The 17364-nt window shown below is 68.2% G+C and carries 21 protein-coding genes and 1 tRNA gene; 14 read left to right on the top strand and 8 right to left on the bottom strand.

What is annotated here, in order from left to right:
• Positions 1 to 4 precede the first annotated feature (4 nt).
• Both secE and E3O65_RS09615 read right to left on the bottom strand, forming a co-directional pair.
• On the bottom strand, positions 5 to 280 hold the full coding sequence (gene secE / locus E3O65_RS09610) for a preprotein translocase subunit SecE (protein ID WP_134363509.1): 276 nt from the start codon (positions 278 to 280) through the stop codon (positions 5 to 7).
• Positions 281 to 322: 42 nt separating this feature from the next.
• Positions 323 to 395: transfer RNA gene (locus E3O65_RS09615), tRNA-Trp, on the bottom strand.
• Between the two features lie 170 nt (positions 396 to 565).
• On the opposite strand from E3O65_RS09615, the gene E3O65_RS09620 reads away from it, so the two are divergent.
• The 3 genes from E3O65_RS09620 to E3O65_RS09630 all read left to right on the top strand — a co-directional run bounded on the left by E3O65_RS09620 (position 566) and on the right by E3O65_RS09630 (position 3720).
• Positions 566 to 1768, top strand: coding sequence for a pyridoxal phosphate-dependent aminotransferase (locus E3O65_RS09620; protein WP_241985632.1), 1203 nt, complete (start codon positions 566 to 568; stop codon positions 1766 to 1768).
• Between the two features lie 132 nt (positions 1769 to 1900).
• Positions 1901 to 2833 carry an ABC transporter ATP-binding protein gene (locus E3O65_RS09625; protein ID WP_134363511.1) on the top strand — a complete coding sequence of 311 codons (933 nt, stop codon included), beginning with the start codon at positions 1901 to 1903 and terminating at the stop codon, positions 2831 to 2833.
• Positions 2830 to 3720, top strand: coding sequence for an ABC transporter permease (locus tag E3O65_RS09630; RefSeq protein ID WP_134363512.1), 891 nt, complete (start codon positions 2830 to 2832; stop codon positions 3718 to 3720). The genes E3O65_RS09625 and E3O65_RS09630 overlap by 4 nt, the downstream gene beginning before the upstream one ends.
• Here the strand turns inward: E3O65_RS09630 and E3O65_RS09635 are convergent.
• A complete protein-coding gene (locus tag E3O65_RS09635; protein ID WP_134363513.1) occupies positions 3717 to 4244 on the bottom strand; it encodes a hypothetical protein in 528 nt (175 codons plus the stop codon). The two genes, E3O65_RS09630 and E3O65_RS09635, sit on opposite strands and share 4 nt — an antisense overlap.
• 173 nt (positions 4245 to 4417) lie before the next feature.
• Here E3O65_RS09635 and E3O65_RS09640 point away from each other — a divergent pair, with 173 nt between their 5' ends.
• Positions 4418 to 5035: a hypothetical protein gene (locus E3O65_RS09640; RefSeq protein WP_134363514.1), complete on the top strand. Its 618-nt coding sequence runs from the start codon at positions 4418 to 4420 to the stop codon at positions 5033 to 5035.
• Positions 5032 to 5646 (top strand): hypothetical protein, encoded by a 615-nt coding sequence (locus tag E3O65_RS09645; RefSeq protein WP_134363515.1) that lies wholly within the window; start codon positions 5032 to 5034, stop codon positions 5644 to 5646. The genes E3O65_RS09640 and E3O65_RS09645 overlap by 4 nt, the downstream gene beginning before the upstream one ends.
• Positions 5647 to 5715: 69 nt before the next feature.
• Here E3O65_RS09645 and E3O65_RS09650 read toward each other — a convergent pair whose 3' ends face one another.
• Genes E3O65_RS09650 through E3O65_RS09660 form a run of 3 tightly spaced genes read right to left on the bottom strand, consistent with a single transcriptional unit; the run spans position 5716 to position 7765 of the window.
• Complete coding sequence (locus tag E3O65_RS09650) at positions 5716 to 6876, bottom strand: UDP-N-acetylmuramate dehydrogenase (protein ID WP_134363516.1); 1161 nt, start codon at positions 6874 to 6876, stop codon at positions 5716 to 5718.
• Between the two features lie 11 nt (positions 6877 to 6887).
• Positions 6888 to 7322 (bottom strand): MaoC family dehydratase, encoded by a 435-nt coding sequence (locus E3O65_RS09655; protein ID WP_134363517.1) that lies wholly within the window; start codon positions 7320 to 7322, stop codon positions 6888 to 6890.
• Positions 7319 to 7765 carry a MaoC family dehydratase N-terminal domain-containing protein gene (locus E3O65_RS09660; RefSeq protein WP_134363518.1) on the bottom strand — a complete coding sequence of 149 codons (447 nt, stop codon included), beginning with the start codon at positions 7763 to 7765 and terminating at the stop codon, positions 7319 to 7321. Before E3O65_RS09660 ends, E3O65_RS09655 begins: the two co-directional genes overlap by 4 nt.
• Positions 7766 to 7819: 54 nt before the next feature.
• Here E3O65_RS09660 and E3O65_RS16710 point away from each other — a divergent pair, with 54 nt between their 5' ends.
• The 4 genes from E3O65_RS16710 (at position 7820) to arsM (ending at position 10805) form a co-directional block, all read left to right on the top strand.
• Complete coding sequence (locus tag E3O65_RS16710; RefSeq protein ID WP_166785716.1) at positions 7820 to 8284, top strand: GNAT family N-acetyltransferase; 465 nt, start codon at positions 7820 to 7822, stop codon at positions 8282 to 8284.
• Between the two features lie 48 nt (positions 8285 to 8332).
• On the top strand, positions 8333 to 8941 hold the full coding sequence (locus E3O65_RS09670; protein WP_134363520.1) for a HEAT repeat domain-containing protein: 609 nt from the start codon (positions 8333 to 8335) through the stop codon (positions 8939 to 8941).
• A 65-nt stretch (positions 8942 to 9006) separates the two neighbouring features.
• Entirely contained in the window at positions 9007 to 9759 is a 753-nt protein-coding gene (locus E3O65_RS09675) for an SGNH/GDSL hydrolase family protein (protein WP_134363521.1), read from the top strand.
• 143 nt (positions 9760 to 9902) lie between these two features.
• Entirely contained in the window at positions 9903 to 10805 is a 903-nt protein-coding gene (arsM, locus tag E3O65_RS09680) for an arsenite methyltransferase (RefSeq protein WP_134363522.1), read from the top strand.
• Here arsM and E3O65_RS09685 read toward each other — a convergent pair.
• Entirely contained in the window at positions 10802 to 11719 is a 918-nt protein-coding gene (locus E3O65_RS09685) for a PfkB family carbohydrate kinase (RefSeq protein WP_134363523.1), read from the bottom strand. The two genes, arsM and E3O65_RS09685, sit on opposite strands and share 4 nt — an antisense overlap.
• A 575-nt stretch (positions 11720 to 12294) precedes the next feature.
• Complete coding sequence (locus E3O65_RS09690) at positions 12295 to 13185, bottom strand: IclR family transcriptional regulator (protein ID WP_134363524.1); 891 nt, start codon at positions 13183 to 13185, stop codon at positions 12295 to 12297.
• Between the two features lie 141 nt (positions 13186 to 13326).
• Between E3O65_RS09690 and E3O65_RS09695 the strand changes: the two genes are divergently transcribed.
• The 5 genes from E3O65_RS09695 to fae all read left to right on the top strand — a co-directional run bounded on the left by E3O65_RS09695 (position 13327) and on the right by fae (position 17342).
• Positions 13327 to 13992: an ABC transporter permease gene (locus E3O65_RS09695; protein WP_241985633.1), complete on the top strand. Its 666-nt coding sequence runs from the start codon at positions 13327 to 13329 to the stop codon at positions 13990 to 13992.
• Positions 13985 to 15052 (top strand): ABC transporter ATP-binding protein, encoded by a 1068-nt coding sequence (locus tag E3O65_RS09700; protein ID WP_277870397.1) that lies wholly within the window; start codon positions 13985 to 13987, stop codon positions 15050 to 15052. Before E3O65_RS09695 ends, E3O65_RS09700 begins: the two co-directional genes overlap by 8 nt.
• Before the next feature lies 1 nt (position 15053).
• A complete protein-coding gene (locus E3O65_RS09705) occupies positions 15054 to 15824 on the top strand; it encodes an ABC transporter permease (protein ID WP_134363525.1) in 771 nt (256 codons plus the stop codon).
• A gap of 75 nt (positions 15825 to 15899) precedes the next feature.
• A complete protein-coding gene (locus E3O65_RS09710; protein ID WP_134363526.1) occupies positions 15900 to 16832 on the top strand; it encodes a glycine betaine ABC transporter substrate-binding protein in 933 nt (310 codons plus the stop codon).
• Positions 16833 to 17342 carry a formaldehyde-activating enzyme gene (fae, locus tag E3O65_RS09715; protein WP_134363527.1) on the top strand — a complete coding sequence of 170 codons (510 nt, stop codon included), beginning with the start codon at positions 16833 to 16835 and terminating at the stop codon, positions 17340 to 17342.
• The last annotated feature ends 22 nt before the right edge of the window (positions 17343 to 17364 follow it).

The raw sequence follows: 17364 nt of genomic DNA on the forward strand, positions 1-17364 counted from the left end.
TGCCTTATCCGCCCGGCGTTCCGAACACATAGGTGACGACGAGTGCGAACACCCAGTCGAAAGCGGAAACGATGGCCATCATGATGACGACGAACACCAGCACGACTCCCGTGTAACTCAGGAGCTCCTTGCGGGTGGGAGTGACAACCTTGCGGAGTTCCGCCATGACCTGCTTGATGAACAGGGACATCCGAGCGAAAGGACCGCGCTTGGAATCGCGCGCTATCTTCGCGTTCGCGACGATTTCCTCACTGGGTTCGTCGACAACTTTTCGGGCCACCTGATTACACCTTTCATGTGCCGACGGAATGCCACCGACTTGCAGGGCGGACAGGACTCGAACCTGCAACCTGCGGTTTTGGAGACCGCTGCTCTACCAATTGAGCCACCACCCTATGGAACGAATTCAGACTACATCGTCGTGCACACTCCCGAAAATGAACCACGAAGTGGGCGCAAAAAAGCATGGCAGAATTCAATTACCTCGACGAGTCTAGGTCACGGGGCGGCCACTGTAAAGCTGGGGCAGCTCCACCAGATGGAGGTAGCCCCGTATGCTCGAAGCGTGGCTCACGAACTGAAGCGAATCTCTGCCCGTATCGGCTCCATTGCGGAGTCGGCGACCCTCAAGGTTGACGGCAAGGCCAAGGCCTTACAGGCCGCCGGCCGACCGGTTATCAGTTTCGCCGCGGGCGAGCCTGATTTTCCCACCCCTGAGCACATCGTCGAGGCCGCCCTGGTGGCGGTCCGTGACCCGAAGAACCACCGGTACACCCCGGCGGCCGGGCTTCCAGAGCTGCGCGAGGCCATCGCGGCCAAGACGCTTTGCGACAGCGGCCTCCAGATCTCTCCCAGTCAGGTCGTCGTCACCAACGGTGGCAAGCAGGCCGTGTACCAGGCCTTCGCAACGCTGCTCGACCCGGGCGACGAGGTCCTCGTTCCGACACCGTACTGGACCACTTACCCGGAGTCCATCCGCCTGGCCGGCGGGGTACAGGTCGACGTCTTCGCCGGCAGCGACCAGAACTACCTCGTCACCGTCGAACAGCTCGAAGCGGCGCGCACGCCCCGCACCAAGGTGCTGCTGTTCGTGTCACCGTCCAACCCCACGGGTTCCGTCTATTCGCCCGAGCAGACTGCGGCCATCGGCAACTGGGCCGAGGAACACGGCCTCTGGATCATCAGCGACGAGATCTACCAGAACCTCACCTATGACGGCGTGCGCGCCACGTCGATCGTGGAGGCCGTGCCCGCTCTGGCTGACCGCACCATCCTGGTCAACGGCGTCGCCAAGACCTACGCCATGACGGGCTGGCGCCTGGGCTGGATGGTCGGCCCGCAGGATGCGATGAAGGCTGCCGCCAACCTGCAGTCGCACCTGTCCTCGAACGTGTCCAACATCTCACAGCGCGCCGGCATCGCGGCCCTCACCGGGCCTCAGGATGCCGCGCTCGCAATGCGGGACGCCTTCGACCGCCGCCGTAAGGTGATCGTCGCCGAGCTGAACAGGATCCCCGGCATCGTCGCGCCCACCCCGCAGGGTGCGTTCTACGTCTACCCCGACGTCACCGGCCTGCTCGGTCGCACCTGGGGCGGCGTCACCCCGACCACCTCCCTCGAGCTGGCCGACCTCATCCTGGACCAGGCCGAGGTTGCCGTCGTTCCCGGCGAGGCATTCGGTCCCAGCGGCTACCTGCGCTTCTCCTACGCGCTCGGTGACGCTGCCCTGGTCGAGGGTGTGCAGCGGCTGCAACGCCTCTTCGCGTAGCGCGCCGCCCTGCCGCGTCGCCCCGCCGACGGTGCAGCGACAGCTGGAGTGGGTCAGTGCCTGCACCCCTCAAAGACGTCGTTTCGCGCGCGGTGCTTCCTCCTGGGGGGCAGGGCATGGGACCCTACTCTCATGGAACTTTCTCCCCCGGTCGTGCGTGTGCGCAACCTGACCAAGTCCTACGGCAGCTTCGAAGCGATTCGCGGGATCAGCTTCGATATCGAGGCCGGTGAGACCTTCGCATTGCTCGGCCCGAACGGGGCCGGAAAAAGCACCGCGATCGAGATCCTGGAGGGCTACCGCGACCGAAGCTCCGGCGAGGTCAGCGTGCTCGGTGTCGACCCGCAGCGCGGCGGCCTGGCTTGGAAGTCACGCCTCGGCATCGTGCTGCAGTCCACCGGGGAGAGCGGCAACGTCACCGTCACCGAACAGCTCACCCACTTTGCCAGCCTCTATCCCCGACCGCGACGTGTGGCCGAAGTGATCGAGGCCGTGGGCCTGGAGACGAAGGCGAAGACCCGCATCAGCAAACTCTCCGGCGGGCAGCGGCGCCGCGTCGATGTTGCACTGGGCATCATCGGCCGACCCGAACTCCTATTCCTGGACGAGCCCACCACGGGCTTCGACCCCGAGGCACGGCACCAGTTCTGGGACCTCGTGCGCCACCTCAAGGCCGAGGGCACCACCATCCTGCTCACCACCCACTACCTCGACGAGGCAGCCCAACTCGGTGACCGGGCCGGCGTGATCAACGACGGCCTTCTGATCGACATTGGCGCCATCGGCGAGATCGGCGGGGCGGATGCGCGGGTGCCGCTCGTGCGCTGGCGCGACGCCTCCGGCGGACTCCTGGAAAAGCGCACGCAGGAACCGGCGCGACTCGTGGCCGAGCTCGTGGCGGCATCCGGTGCCGAACCCGCAGACCTCGAGGTGATCCGGCCCAGCCTGGAGGATATCTACCTCGGTCTGGTGCGCGGCAGCAGGCCGGCCTCGGGTGCACCAGATGCACCGACCACGGCATCGGATGCGGCGACGCCCCGGAACGACACGGAGGTGCTCGCATGAGCCAGATTAAAACGCGCAGCAGCGGCGTGCAGGCGGCGGTGAGTGCCCCCCGCCACCGGCCGGCCACCGGACCGGCCACCGTGCTGCGGGTCGGCCTCTCCCGAATCGGCTACGAGACCCGCATCTACTTCCGCACCACGGACAGCGTGTTCTTCACCTTCCTGTTCCCGTTCATCATGCTGGCCATCTTCACGGCCGCGTTCGGGGCCTCCGGAAACATCGGCACCGCACCGGACGGCTCCGGAGGCATCAGTGTGGGCGCCTACTATCTGCCCGGGATGCTCGCCGCGGGAATGCTGCTCTCCGGGGTGCAGAATCTCGCCGTGGACATCGCCGGCGAGAAGGGCGACGGCACGCTCAAACGGCTCGGCGGCACCCCGCTCTCGCCGCTGAGCTACTTCCTGGGCAAGATCGGCCAGGTCCTGGTCACCGGGATCTTTCAGGCGGCCCTGCTGATGCTGGTCGCCCGAGTCCTGCTCGGCATCGACCTGCCGACCGCGCCGGAAAAATGGCTGACCTTCGCCTGGGTGTTCCTGCTGGGTGTCATCACGAGTGCGTTCCTCGGCATCGCACTCTCGTCGTTGCCGCGCTCCGGCAAGAGCGCTACGGCCGTTGTGATCCCGATCGTGCTCGTGCTGCAGTTCATTTCCGGGGTCTACCTGCAGTTCTACGTGCTGCCTGAATGGATGCAGAATCTCGCCAGCGTCTTCCCGCTGAAGTGGATGGCCCAGGGCATGCGTGGCGTATTCCTGCCCGACAGCTTCGCGAGCCTGGAGCAGACCGGTTCCTGGGACTTCCCGCTGATCGCCCTGAACCTGGCCATCTGGCTGGTCGTGGGACTCGTGCTCAGCCGGGTAACATTCCGCTGGATCCGCAAGGACACCTAGCCACCCGGCCCGGGGCATCCGTCGCAGTGCCCGGCCCTGCCCGGACCGGCATTGCCCGGCGGGATTGTCGGCGTGGTGCACCGCGAGCACACTGGCAGGATGATCGACGCATCCAACAGCCAGACGACGCCGTCGCGCACGGGCCCGGGGCCGGCTGAGCCCGGCGGCGACTTCTTCGCCGCGATACGCACCACGGGGATCGTGCGTGGCACCGACCACTGGGTGGCCGGGGTCTGCGGTGGCGTGGCGCTGCGGGCCGACGCGACCGGGCGAATGCATGCGGAGCAGGCCGTGCGCGGCGTCTTCGAGCCCGCCATGATCGGGATCATCGCACTGGTGGCCCTCAGCTTCGCCTCGTACACGCGCAACCTGTGGTGGCAGGCCCCGTCGACAGGGATGCCCGAGTGGCTGGCGACCACCCTGACGATGGGCTGGAGCATGGCCGTGACCATCGGAATCATCTGGCTCGTGGTCTTCCTGTCACGGCGCGCCGCGGCGCCGGTCGGCACCGCAGCTCTCAGCACCACCGCTCCCGGCACCGGGCCCGGGGCCGTCACCGGCACCGGTCCCGTTGGCCGTCGTGCCGACGGCCTGGCCGGACCGCCAGGCGCGCGCGGGCCCTGGCGCGACCGCCGGCCCAGGGCCGGCTTCAGCGCGATCGTGCTCGGACTCGCACTGCTCTGCGGGGCCGTCANTCGTGCTCGGACTCGCACTGCTCTGCGGGGCCGTCACCGCCGCCGCGTGGTCCGGAGGCGACTGGTCGGATGCCACGCTGCTCGTGGGCCTGTCCGTCACGCTCGGCGTGCTCGCCCTCGGCATCATCGTGTCAGGCATCCGCGGAAAGCAGAGCGGCGCCGTGGGCGGCTTCGCCTTCCTCGCGGCCGTCGCGCTCGTCTTCCTTGGTCTGTTCCCGACCGGCACCGCGTTCTTCCCCGTGGGCGTTCCGGTTTGGAAAGTCAGCACCGACGCCGATTCCTCGCCCCCGGGCTACGCCGTCCTGGCCGGCCGAGCGACCTTCGACCTCACCGCCCTCAACTCCGTCGGCCCCGCGGAGCGCACCATCGACGTGTGGATGGGCGTGGGCGTCACCGAGCTGATCCTGCCGAGCGACCGGAGCGTGCAGGTGGAGACCAACGCGCTGATCGGCGGGATCGACTACGTCGGCGACGCGGCCGCCGCAGAGCGGGGCGGCCTCTTCTTCCACGATTCACACACCTTCACCGACGACGACACCCGCACCGTGACCCGCATCCGGGTCTGGACGGCGCTCGGCCAGGTCACCGTCATCGCCCCCGCACCTCTGGAATCCTCATGACCGAAACGCCCGATTCGACCCGGGAACCCGGCCTGGAACCGGAACAGGAACCGACCAGGGAGCCAACCCTGGAACCGGAGCAGGAACCGGACCGATGGTCGGACCCGCCGCCGGACCCTCCGGTCGACGGCCAGCCGATGGATGCCATCACCTCCGTCATCTCCATCACGACGGCCCCCGGCCCCGCCGAGCCCGACGGGCACTCCGCCGAGGGAACCGAAGTCGAGGTGGAGACCGCTGACTCAGCCGTGGACTACACGGTCGCCTATCCGAGCCCCATCCCGGAGTATGCGCTGGAACCCACCGGACCCACGGACTCCCCATCCATGATCGTGCCGGGCACCGGCGAACCACCCTCACGTGTGCTGGCCTCCGACGGTAGCGAACCAGCGCCGGCGTTGCCCGCGGCATCCGTGCGACCACGCAGTCGGCCCCTCCTCGGCACCATCGTCTGGGGTGTCATCCTGCTCGCACTGGCCGGTTACGTGCTGCTCGGCGTGCTGGTGCCCACGCCCGCCGACCCAACGCTCTGGCTGCTCGGCGGCGTGATCCTGATCGGACTACTGCTGATCGTCGTCGGCATCATTGCCGCCCTCCGCCGAGTCGACTGACCCCCGAACCCGACCTCGACCGAGCCTGCTCTGAGGGTTCCCCGCTCACGGGGGGGCTTCGGAGGGGGGCTAGGCCTCTAGGCCGATGAGGATGGGCTCGGGCTGCAGGATGACACCGAACTCGGACTGCACACGGGCCTCCACCAGCCTGGCGAGCTGTGCGATCTCGTCGGCGGTGGCGCCGCCCGTGTTCGTCAGCGCGAGGGTGTGCTTGCTGGAGATTGCGGCGCGGGATCCCGGCAGCCGGAAGCCACGACCGATCCCGGAGTGCTCGATCAGCCAGGCCGCGCTCAGCTTGACGAGCGGCGCGGGCCGCTCCCCGGGGATCGGCCCGACGCCGGCATACTCGTCCAGCGGGATCACGCGGTCGGGCAGGTTCTGCTCCGACAGCGGCCAGCGGGGCACGGCGTCCGGCAGCGTGCGCGAGAACGCCAACGACACGATTGGGTTCGTGAAGAACGAACCGGCGCTGCGGGTGTCGGGGTCGTTCGGGTCGAGCACCATGCCCTTGGCGGCGCGCAGGGCGAGCACTGTGTCCCGCAGTCGCACCAGCGGCACCCGGTCTCCCAGCTGCACCCCCAGCGCGGTCGCGAGCTGCGCGAAGGCCACCGGCCGACTGAGCGCACTACCGAGAACGGATGCCTCGCTCTGCGTGTCGTGCAGGTTCAGCTCGACCGCGATCACCAGGCCGCGCAGCCCCTGTTTCAGGGCCGAGGTGCGGTAGCCCAGGGCCAACTCACCGACCTCCAGACGTCGCCGTTCACCGGTCTCGTAATCGAGGAAGTCGATGGCCGCCAGGGTGGTGCCGAGCTCCTGCCCGTAGGCACCGATGTTCTGCACCGGGGCAGCCCCCGTCGAACCGGGGATGCCCGACAAGGCTTCGATGCCGGCCCAGCCCCGCGCCACCGTGTAGTCCACCAGCTCATCCCAGGGCTCGCCGGCCTGAACCCGCAGCACCAGCCGATCCGGCTCCTCAGACGAAACAGACACAGCGGGCGAGACGACGCTCACCCCGCGGGTCAGCACCCGGATGACCGTGCCGTCGAAGCCCTCGTCGGCCACGATCGTGTTGGAGCCGCCGCCGAGCACAAGCCAATCGTCGCCCGACGCCCACACCTCCAGGGCCTGATCGACCAGGTCCTGCTCGGTCGCGGGCGACACCATCCGGGCGGCGGCGCCGCCGACGCCCATCGTGGTCAGCTCGGCGAAGGTCAGCGCGGGGGTCGTCATCGGGAACCCGTTCAGACCAGGCGCACGCGGGCCTGCGCCTTGCCGAGCACAGTCACCTCGCCCGACGAAACGGTGAGGTCGATTCGGGCCACGCCGGCATCCGTGTCGAGGGCGCCGACTTTGGCGACCACGGTCACGACAGCCTCGCCGTCGGCCGGAACCAGCACCGGGCGGGTGAAGCGCACCTGGTAGTCCACGATGCGACCGGGGTCGCCGGCCCAGTCGACGACCGGCTGCACGGCGAACCCCATGGTGAGCATGCCGTGCGCGAGCACGCCCGGAAGACCCACGGACACGGCCACGTCATCGCGATAGTGAATGGGGTTGAAATCTCCGGATGCCCCGGCATAGTGCACGAGGGAGTCGCGCGTGAGCGGGAACGTTCCCTCGGCGACGACGTCCCCGACGGTCAGGTCGGCGAGGCTGGGCGTAGCGATGATGGTCATTCGTCTCCCCTGACGACGAGGGTGGAGGTGGCGGTCACGACGTGCGCGCCGGCGGCGTCGACGACGGTCGACACGGCCGTCACCATGGAGTGGCCGCCGAGGCTCTTCACGCTGGCCACTCGGAGTGTGGCGGTGAGCTCGTCGCCGGCCACGATCGGCCGGCTGAACGTGAACCGCTGGTCGCCGTGCACGACGCGGGTGAAGTCGATGCCGGCATCCGGTTCGGCCAGAAGTTGCGCCAGGGTGGCCTCCTGCACGACCACGGCGAACGTGGGCGGGGCGACGACGTCGGCGTAGCCCGCGGCTCGCGCGGCCTCCGGGTCGAGATTGACCGGGTTCGTGGAGAAGACCGCGCGGGCGAACTCGCGCACCTTCTCTCGGCCGACGAGATAAGGGGCGACGGGCGGGAAGACCCGGCCCTGCAGTTCGGGGTTGACAGACACAGGGCGAGTTTACCGGCCTCGGCCGACGCCGCGGCATCGGGCAGACTGGCTGGTGTGAAGATCAAGCGCGTGCGTCTGGGTGACCCTGAGGTGGCCCCGCTCCTGGCCGACCTGGCGCGGGAGTACGAGGAGCGATACGGCGACGGCGACTCGGTTCACGACGTGCCGGCGGACGCCTTCGACCCGCCGAGCGGCGTTTTCCTCGTATTGCTCGCGAACGGCGTGACCGTGGCGGGCGGCGGCATCCGTCGCCTGAATGAGACCACGGGCGAGCTGAAAAGGATGTGGACCAACCCGGCCTATCGCCGGCAGGGCCACGCCGTGAGTCTGCTCGCAGCCCTCGAGGAGGTGGCGCAGCAACTGGGCTACCGCCATCTGCGCCTCGAGACCGGGCACGCGCAGCCGGAGGCGCTCGCCCTCTACCGGCGATTGGGCTACCGGGAGATCGGCAACTACGGGATCTACCCGAATGCGACCGGTTTCGAGCGCACATTCGACGCGCCGGAGCGTCTGCCCTGACTCGCGGTATTGGTCTGCGACACGCCCGCTTGCTAGCGTAGGCATGTCATGCCAAACAAATTAGAGCCACACCCCGACCTTCCTATCGACCTGCCCACGGCCGAACGCATCCATGCGGCCGTCGTGCACTACGGCGAACAGGTCGTCATCGACAACGCCGTCGCGCTTCTGCGCGCCAAGAACGCCGGCAAGGATTTCCTGCTCTACGCGGGCGGACGCCACGCGCTGGGCATCCTCGAAGGTGCCCCCGCCCTCTACTGGCCCGAGCTCTGGGGCGCCCGCGCGTTGCTGTACGTGTGGGGCGAAACGGCCGCGCCGTATATCGTCGTCGGCATGAACAACCAGGCGTGGCGCGTGCGCGAGATGTGCGCCAAGGTCGTGCTGCTGCGCGGTCTCGAGGTCGCACCCAAGCTGGTGCGCCTGACCACCGACGAGGTTCCGCGCGTGCGCGCGGCTGCACTGCACGCCCTGGCCGCCCAGGGCACCGCCGACCACCTCGCCACCATCGTGCAGCGCCTGCGCGACCCCGACAAAGAAGTGCGCCGCGCAGCCCAGCAGGCCCGTGACGTGCTCGCCAAGCGCTGGAACCTTGTTGTCGAACAGGGCCAGGGCATCGAGCAGACCCATGGAACCCGCCACACGCACCTGAGCGAGTAACCGGGACCGGCAACGGGACACACACGCAGAACCACGCACGCGCAGTACCGAGACGGGGGGTCCGGATGTTCCATCGCTTTGTGGCCATCGGCGACAGCTTCACCGAAGGCGTCGGCGACGATCTGCCGGGCGGGCAGGTGCGCGGCTGGGCGGACCTGGTCGCGCTCGGCCTCGCCGCGGCGTCCGCCCACCCCGTCTCCTACGCCAACCTTGCCGTGCGCGGGCGGCTGCTCGGCCCGATCGTGGCGGAGCAGCTGGAACCCGCGCTCGCGCTCGGTCCCGACCTGCTCAGCATCTCCGGCGGCGGCAATGACGTCATGCGCCCGCGCGTCGAGATCCCCTACGTGGTCGGTCTGATGAAGCAGGTCGTCGACCGAGCCGAGGCGCAGGGCGTGCACGTTCTGGTACTCAGCGGCGGCAATCCTTCCCATCACCTGCCGCTGGGCAATCTGATGCGCCGACGCGGCGACCAGCTGGCGGATGCCGCGCGCGCCGCGTTCGACCGTCCGGGCGTCACCCTCGTAGACAACTGGGTCGACTCCGAGCTGGAGCACAGGCGGTTCTGGTCCCTCGACAAGCTGCACCTCAACGCCCTCGGGCACACTCGGGTGGCCACCAACGTTCTTGCCGACCTGGGCGTGCCCGTGCCCGTGGAGTGGCTGGATGCCCCGGCCCCGGCCGACGAGCACGTGCAGAGCACGGCGGCCTACTACCGCGAATTCGTGCTGCCGTGGATCGGCCGCCGGATCACCGGACGGTCCTCCGGCGACGGCCGCCCTCCCAAACGCCCCGCCCTGGAGCCCGTCGACGCCGCCTGAGCGTCGCCCTGACCTGTCAGCACACCGCATCCGCCTGTCTCCGGCCTGTGCCTCATGAGCATTGATTGACGGCGATCGATCTTTGGCGGTAGATTGCATCGATAGTCATCAATGCATTGAGGTCTCAGCCGAAGGAGAACGCCTTGAGCGAGAACAGTAATCCCGTGCGCGAACAAGTCCGGGCACGTTACGCGAGCGCTGCCCTCTCGGTCACGAATGAGGGTCGCCGGTCACTGCTCGCGGACGCACCCGCTGCCGGCTGTTGCAGTGCTGACGCCACGGCTCAGACTACGGATGGCCCGGCCGCCTCCTGCTGCGCCGAGAACTCCACCGAGGCAAAGGCTGCCGCCGCCTCCTGCTGCGCGCCGGCCACCATCGACGAGAGCCTGGTGTTCGGCTCGGCGCTCTACGACGACGAGACGACCGCGGATCTCCCCGGTGCGGCCGTCCTGGCCAGCCTCGGTTGCGGCAACCCGACGGCCGTCGCTGATCTCCGGGCCGGTGAAACGGTGCTCGACCTCGGCTCGGGAGGCGGCATCGACGTGCTCCTCTCCGCCCGCCGCGTCGGCCCCACCGGCTTCGCCTACGGCCTCGACATGACCGACGAAATGATCGACCTGGCCCGGCACAATGCCGCCGCCGCCCAGGCGCAGAACGTGGAGTTCCTGAAAGGGACGATCGAGGAAATCCCGCTGGCTTCCGGCAGCGTCGACGTCGTCATCTCCAATTGCGTGATCAACCTGTCGACCGACAAACCGGCTGTGATCGGGGAGATGTTCCGTGTGCTGCGGACCGGCGGCCGTGTCGGCGTGTCCGACGTCGTGGCCGAGAACCACCTCGCGCCCGCCCAGCGTGCCGAGCGCGGCTCCCATGTGGGCTGCATCGCGGGTGCGCTCTCGATCGCGGAGTACGAGGCGTTCCTTGCCGCTGCGGGCTTCGAGCAGGTGAGTGTCACGCTGACCCACGAGGTGACCGACGGGATGCACGGCGCCATCGTACGTGCGGTCAAACCGGTCGGCGCCGCCCAGCCGGCGAGCGCCGCCTAGCTCTGGCCGCCCGCGGGTTCACGCAGCAGGGCACCCTCCTGGCGGCAGGTGGCGGCCGCGATCAACATGGCGTCGGCCAGCAAGGCCTGCCAGCCGGCGGCATCCGTGGGCACGCCGCGCGTCAGCATGGTCTGCACGGCCCCGGCGAGAGTCGCGTCGCCCGCGCCCATGGTGTCGACGACGCCCCCGGGGAGGATCGCGATCGGCTCGGTCACCAGCACGTGGTCAACGGTGGCGACGGATGCCCCCGCGCGCCCGGCCGTGGCCAGCACCGTCTGCGTGCCGCCGGCCAGCAGCCGCTCCCGCAGCTCATCGACGGTGCTGCGGTAGAGCAGCTCGGCGTCCTCGTCGCCGACCTTCGTGAGCAGGCTCCGGGCAGCCAGCCGTTCGAAGTTCCGCGCGAACAGATCACCGTCGGTGAGCATGCCCGCGCGCGGGTTCGGGTCGATCACGAGACGTCGTTCCGGTTCGGAGACCGCGGCGATGAAAGCATCCGTCTGGGCCGTGTCATCGAAGGGAAAGCAGCTCACGACCACCAGGCGGGCGTCTTCGAGGGCGGCGCGCTCGGCCGGACCGAACTCGATGCGGCGCTTCTGGGCGGCCTCGTTGAAAGAGTAGGTGGGCTCACCGTCGGTGCGGTCGGAGGTGGCGCGCGAGCTGCCGTAGGGGCCGGGAGTGGCCACCAGGTTCACGTCGTGGGTGGCGAGGAACTCACGGAGGCGGTTCCCATCGGCGTCGTCGCCGACCATGGCGATCAGGGTCGTCGGAACGCCGAGCACGGCCAGGCCGACGGCCACGTTGAGGGCGGCACCGCCGGGAAATTCCCGGTGCGACCCGGGGCTCACCATCTCGTCGATGAGGGCGTCGCCGACCACGACGACTCGGTTCGCCGCCACACTGTTCTGCTTCGTCATTCGGTCTCTCTCTCGCGCCGGCCAACAGCCGTGTCACGTCCAGCCTAAAGCCGTGGGCTCTCACCGAGATTGAACCAATTCGACGGAGATTCTCGGTCAAGACTGCCTTTTCGGCGCCGTGGCGGGCGAATCTGCCAAAGTCACCGTCGAATTCGTTCGGGTGGGCGGACCGCCGCAGCCAGCCGAACGGCATGCGGCCGCGCTTGTCCAGCCCCTTTCGCGGAGCGCAGGGCGGTCGTAGGATCATTCACAGGCAGGGTTGCTCCCCGAACACCGATCCTTAGTCCCTGATTGCAGGGTCCGTATGAGACCGGAGCCAAAGCACCCCTCGTCGGGGGCAGGACATCATCGGGGTGACCTGCCCCCATACCTCAGCACACACCGTCGGAGCCTGGCTTTCCACGCGCCGCCGCCCTGGCTCTGAACCGCGGCGCTTCGCTCGCGTCGGCTTCGGCGCCGCGCTGGGCCCGGCAGGCTGCCGCTCGGGCGGCCACGCATCCAAGGCTCCTGCACCGTTGTGACCACCCGGGCGCGACCACGGCGGGCGGCCCCAGGGTCGGGACCACGGCGCGCGGCTACCGTGAGCGCTCGTCGGCGCCGAGCTGGACCGAGAGCTCCGCGGCGATGCGCGCAACCAGAATGCCGACCTCGTCGAGGTGCGGACCCAGCCTCGGCTTCGGCGCGCTCACGTTGATGGCCCCGATGATGTTCTGCCGAAAGTCGTAGACCGGCGCCGAAACCCCCACCACTCCCTTTTCGAACTCCTCGTCGACCGTGGCGAACCCGCGGCGCCGGATGCGCAGGATCTCCGCCCGGAACGAGTCGAAGTCGGTGACCCGGGGCGTGCCCGGGCTGGGTGCCCCCGGCGCGAGCCCCCGCCCGACTACGACCGTGGCCACGGAGGCCGGGGCGAAGGGGCTGGTGACGGGCGGGTCGGTGCCGTGAACGGCGTACCAGCGCCGCAGGTCTTCGTCGGCCCAGTCGCTCACCAGCACGCGTCCCGACGAGGTCTGCCAGGCGGCCGTGCTCACGCCCTCCCAGCCGACCCCGCGGAAGGCATATTCGCTCATCTCGCTGGTGAGTGTGAGCACGTTGCCGCCGCGCAGCACGCACAGGTTGGTCGTCTCGTGGGTGGCGGTGACCACACGGCGCAGGTAGGGAACGGATGTTCGCACGAGCCGGGACTCCAGCGTGCGCGCGGCCAGGGCGTAGAGCTGGTAGCCGAGACGGTAGCTCTGCGTGACGGGGTCGCGGGAGACCAGCCCGACCTCGGCCAGGGTGGCCAGGGTGCGGGACACGATCCCCTTGTCCCGGTCGACCAGCTCGGCCAGTCGCATCACACCCAGCCCGCCGGCCGCTTCGGCCTCGGCCGAGCCGAGCATCTCGAGGAGCTCAAAGTCGCGGCGCAGACCAGCCGAATTTCGCCGTGCGGGTGGCTTCTCCGTGGCGCCGGTCTCATCAGACATGACTGACACAGTAGACCCAAGTTGCCATTTGCACAACGCCAGTTGTGCAAATAAGAACCACCTCCTAGGCTCACAGCTATTCGATTCCGCTTCACCGATGAACCGGCGTCAACTCAATGAAGAGTGAAGGAGGAAGCATCCGTGAGCGAGTTTGATTTCAGCGGATTGCTGACGTTCTGGGCACGCCGGTGGGACGACATCCTCAACCTGGTCCTCGAGCATGTCACGGTCGTCGCCGTCTCGCTAGTGATCGCCATGGTCATCGGCGTGGGCGTCGGCATGCTGGTTTGGAACCGGCCGATCCCCCGGTCCGTCGTGATCGCATCCGCGGGAGTGGCCCTGACCATTCCGTCCCTTGCCATGCTGGCGGTGTTGATTCCGCCCTTCGGCCTCGGCTGGACGCCAACGGTCATCGCCCTCGTGCTCTATTCGCTGCTGCCGATCGTTCGCAACACGGTAGTGGGGCTGCGTGAGGTACCCCCGGCGATCATGGAGTCGGCCAAGGGCATGGGCATGAGCCCCACCACCGTGCTGTTCCAGATCCAGCTGCCGATGGCCTGGCCGATCATCCTCACCGGCGTGCGCGTCGCGGCCCAACTCACGATCGGCATCGCGGCCATTGCCGCCTACGTCGCCGGTCCCGGGCTCGGCCAGTTCATCTTCCAGGGCCTCTCGTCGCTCGGCTCCAAGAACGCCCTCAACTACGCGCTCACGGGCACCCTGGGTGTCGTCATCCTGGCGCTCGTCATCGACGCCGTCTTCGTGTCCATCACCCGTTCCACCACGTCAAGGGGACTCCGTGCCTAAGCAAGCGAACACCGCCATCCTGCAGATCTCCCGCAACACCAGCGGCGCCCGGATCGTGCTTGACACGGTCACCAAGACCTACCCAGGCCAGCCGACCCCCGCGGTGGAGGCCTTCTCGATGACGGCCGAACCGGGCGAGCTGATCATGTTCGTCGGGCCCAGCGGATGCGGCAAGACCACGACCATGAAGATGATCAACCGAATCATCGAGCCCACCAGTGGATCCATCACCATCGACGGCCGGGACATCCTCTCCCTTGACCCCAACGAGCTTCGTCGCCATATCGGCTACGTGATCCAGCAGATCGGGCTGTTCCCGCACATGACCATCGCGGAGAATATCGCTGTCGTGCCCAAGCTGCTCGGCTGGAGCAAGGAGAAGACGAAAGAGCGCATCGACGAGCTGCTCACCACCGTGGAGCTGAACCCCGCGGAGTTCGCCAACCGTTACCCCAAGCAGCTCTCGGGCGGGCAGCAGCAGCGGGTCGGCGTGGCCAGGGCCCTCGCGGCCGACCCGCCGGTCATGCTGATGGACGAGCCGTTCGGCGCGACCGACCCGATTACCCGGGAGAAGCTGCAGGCCGAGTTCCTGCGACTGCAGGAGTCGATGGGCAAGACCATCATTTTCGTCACGCACGACTTCGACGAGGCGGTGCGCCTCGGTGACCGCATCGCGGTCCTCAGCGACCGCAGCCAGATCGAACAGTTCGACACCCCGGCGAACATCCTCGCGGCACCCGCCAACGAGTACGTCGCTTCCTTCATCGGCCGCGGCGCCGCCATCAAACGCCTCGTGCTGATCCCGATCACCGAGGCGAAACTCGGGTCCGTCAGCGCGTCCCCTGGAGGCCCCATCACCGTCAGCCTCAACGACTCCCTGCGTGACGCGCTCGACGCACTCGTGCTGACCGGGCTCCCGGCCCTCACCGTTCTCGACCGCAACCAGAAGCCGATCGGGTCGATCACCGTCGACGCGATCTCCGCCGTGCTCGGCGCCGACATCCCCACTCTGGCCGCGCCACCGCTGGGGCACATCGACCCCACGACGGCCGGGGCCTGACATGGCCTTCGACGCAATCAGGGACGGCACGCCGTCCGCGCGCGAAGCCGGCCTCGGGGCGCTGAAGCGGCTGACCGCCCCACTCATCGTGCTCCTCGTGCTCGGCCTGCTCCTGTGGTGGCTCTCCACCCTCACCCTCGACTCGATCGAGCAGCGCACCCTTAACTGGGACTACATCATCGCCCGCACCCGAGAGCACCTCGGGCTGACCATAGTGGCCTCCTTCCTCGTGGCAGTGCTCGCGATCCCGACCGGGATCCTGCTCAGCCGCACCACTTCCCGGCCGATCCGTGCCACCGTGCTCGGCATCGCCAACATCGGCCAGGCCACCCCGGCCGTCGGCGTGATCATCCTGCTGGCGATCATCTGGCGGACCGGCTACACGACGGCCCTGGTCGCCTTGGTCGCCTATTCCTTCCTGCCGGTGCTGCGAAACACCATGATCGGCCTGCAGCAGGTTGACGAGAGCGTGCGCGAATCGGCGAAGGGCATGGGCATGACGCCCAACCAGGTGCTGCTGAAGATCGAGCTGCCGCTCGCGGTGCCCGTCATCCTGGCCGGCCTGCGCACCTCCCTCGTCTTCACCGTCGGCGTCGCCACCATCGCCACCTTCATCAACGCGGGCGGCCTCGGCGACATGATCGTCAACGGGCTCAAGCTGCAGCGTTACCCGGTGCTGATCACCGGGGCCGTGCTCGTGGCCTGCATCGCCCTGATAATCGACTGGATCGCCGGCCTGGCCGAAGACAAACTCCGCCCGCGCGGCACCTGACATCCCCCGAATATCCCCCGCACACAGCATCCGTTCGCACCATCCAGCAATCACACCCCCTCACAAGGAGCAACCATGAAGAAAACCACCCTGTCGCTGCTGGCCCTCGCGGCCATCGGCACGCTGACCCTCAGCGCCTGTTCGGCCGGAGACGCCGAGGGCGGGGCGAAGGGCGACGAGGTCGCAGGGCTCTCCGGCTCCATCGGCGCCAAGGACTTCTCCGAGCAGTTCATCCTCGCCCACCTCACCAGCCAGCTGCTCAATGCGCACGGCGCCGACACGGATGCCAACACCCAGGTTGTCGGCTCGGCAAACGTTCGCGAGGCTCTCGAGAGCGACGAGTTCCTCGGCTACTGGGAGTACACCGGAACCTCGTGGATCACATACAACGGCAACACCACCCCGGTTCAGGGTGAGGAGGCCCAGTTCGAGGCCACCAAGAAAGCCGATGCCGCCAAAGGCATCGCCTGGCTCGACCCGGCCCCCCTCAACAACACCTACGCGTTCGCGATCCGTTCTGACAAGGCCGAGGAGCTCGGCGTCACATCGCTCAGCGACATCGCCGCCCTGCCCGTGGAGGAGCAGACATTCTGCATCGAAAGCGAGTTCTCCACCCGCGACGACGGCTGGCCCGGGCTCAAGGCGGCCTACGGCATCGATGTGCCCGACTCCAACGTGGCCCTGCTCGACACCGGCGTCATCTACACCGCCACAGAGAAGGGCGACGACTGCAACTTCGGCGAGGTCTTCCAAACCGACGGTCGCATCACGGCACTCGACCTGACCGTGATGGAAGACGACGAGGAGTTCTTCCCCGTCTACCAGGGCGCATTCACCCTCAAGCAGACCACCCTGGACGAGTACCCCGGCATTGCCGAGGTGATGGCACTCATGTCCGAACTGCTCACAACCGAGGAGATGCAGACGCTCAACGCCCTGGCGGATGTCGAGGGTGAAGACCCCGAGGACATCGCCACCGACTGGCTCACCGAGCAGGGACTGATCTAAATGACCCAGGCCCTTCAAATCGGCGAGAGCTTTGTTGGCGACGGCGTCAACGCCGCCCACGTCAACACCGTTTTCGGTCACCGCGAGGGGCCGGCCGGGGTGGCCTGGGCTACGGCCCTGGCCACCCCGAGCCAGGGGCACGTGCCCTTCGTCACCGTGCTGCGGCCCTCGCTGCCGGTCAAGCCACTCACCCTGTTCGTCACCAAGGCGGCTCCCGCCGGTGACGCCCACGGGCTCCTGATCTGGGGCCCGGCGCAGGCCGGCATCGCCGCCGGCGTGGCCGACGCCCTGTTCGAGGGCGTCATCACCCGCGAACAGGCCGACTCCCACGTGGTCATCGCGGCGGTCTGGGTGAATCCGGCGGCGGATGACGCGGAGGCGGTCTTCGCCAACAACCGGCTCTCCGCGCTCACGGCCCTCGCCAACGGTGCCCGGTCGCTCCCGGACACCGACGACGTGATCGCAGCGCGGAACACGCCCACCAACCCCTTTTTCACCCCCCAGGCCTGACGCCTGGCCGAGCAAGGACGCA

The organism is Cryobacterium breve (genome assembly GCF_004402375.1).
In the GTDB taxonomy this organism is placed as follows: Bacteria; Actinomycetota; Actinomycetes; order Actinomycetales; family Microbacteriaceae; genus Cryobacterium; species Cryobacterium breve.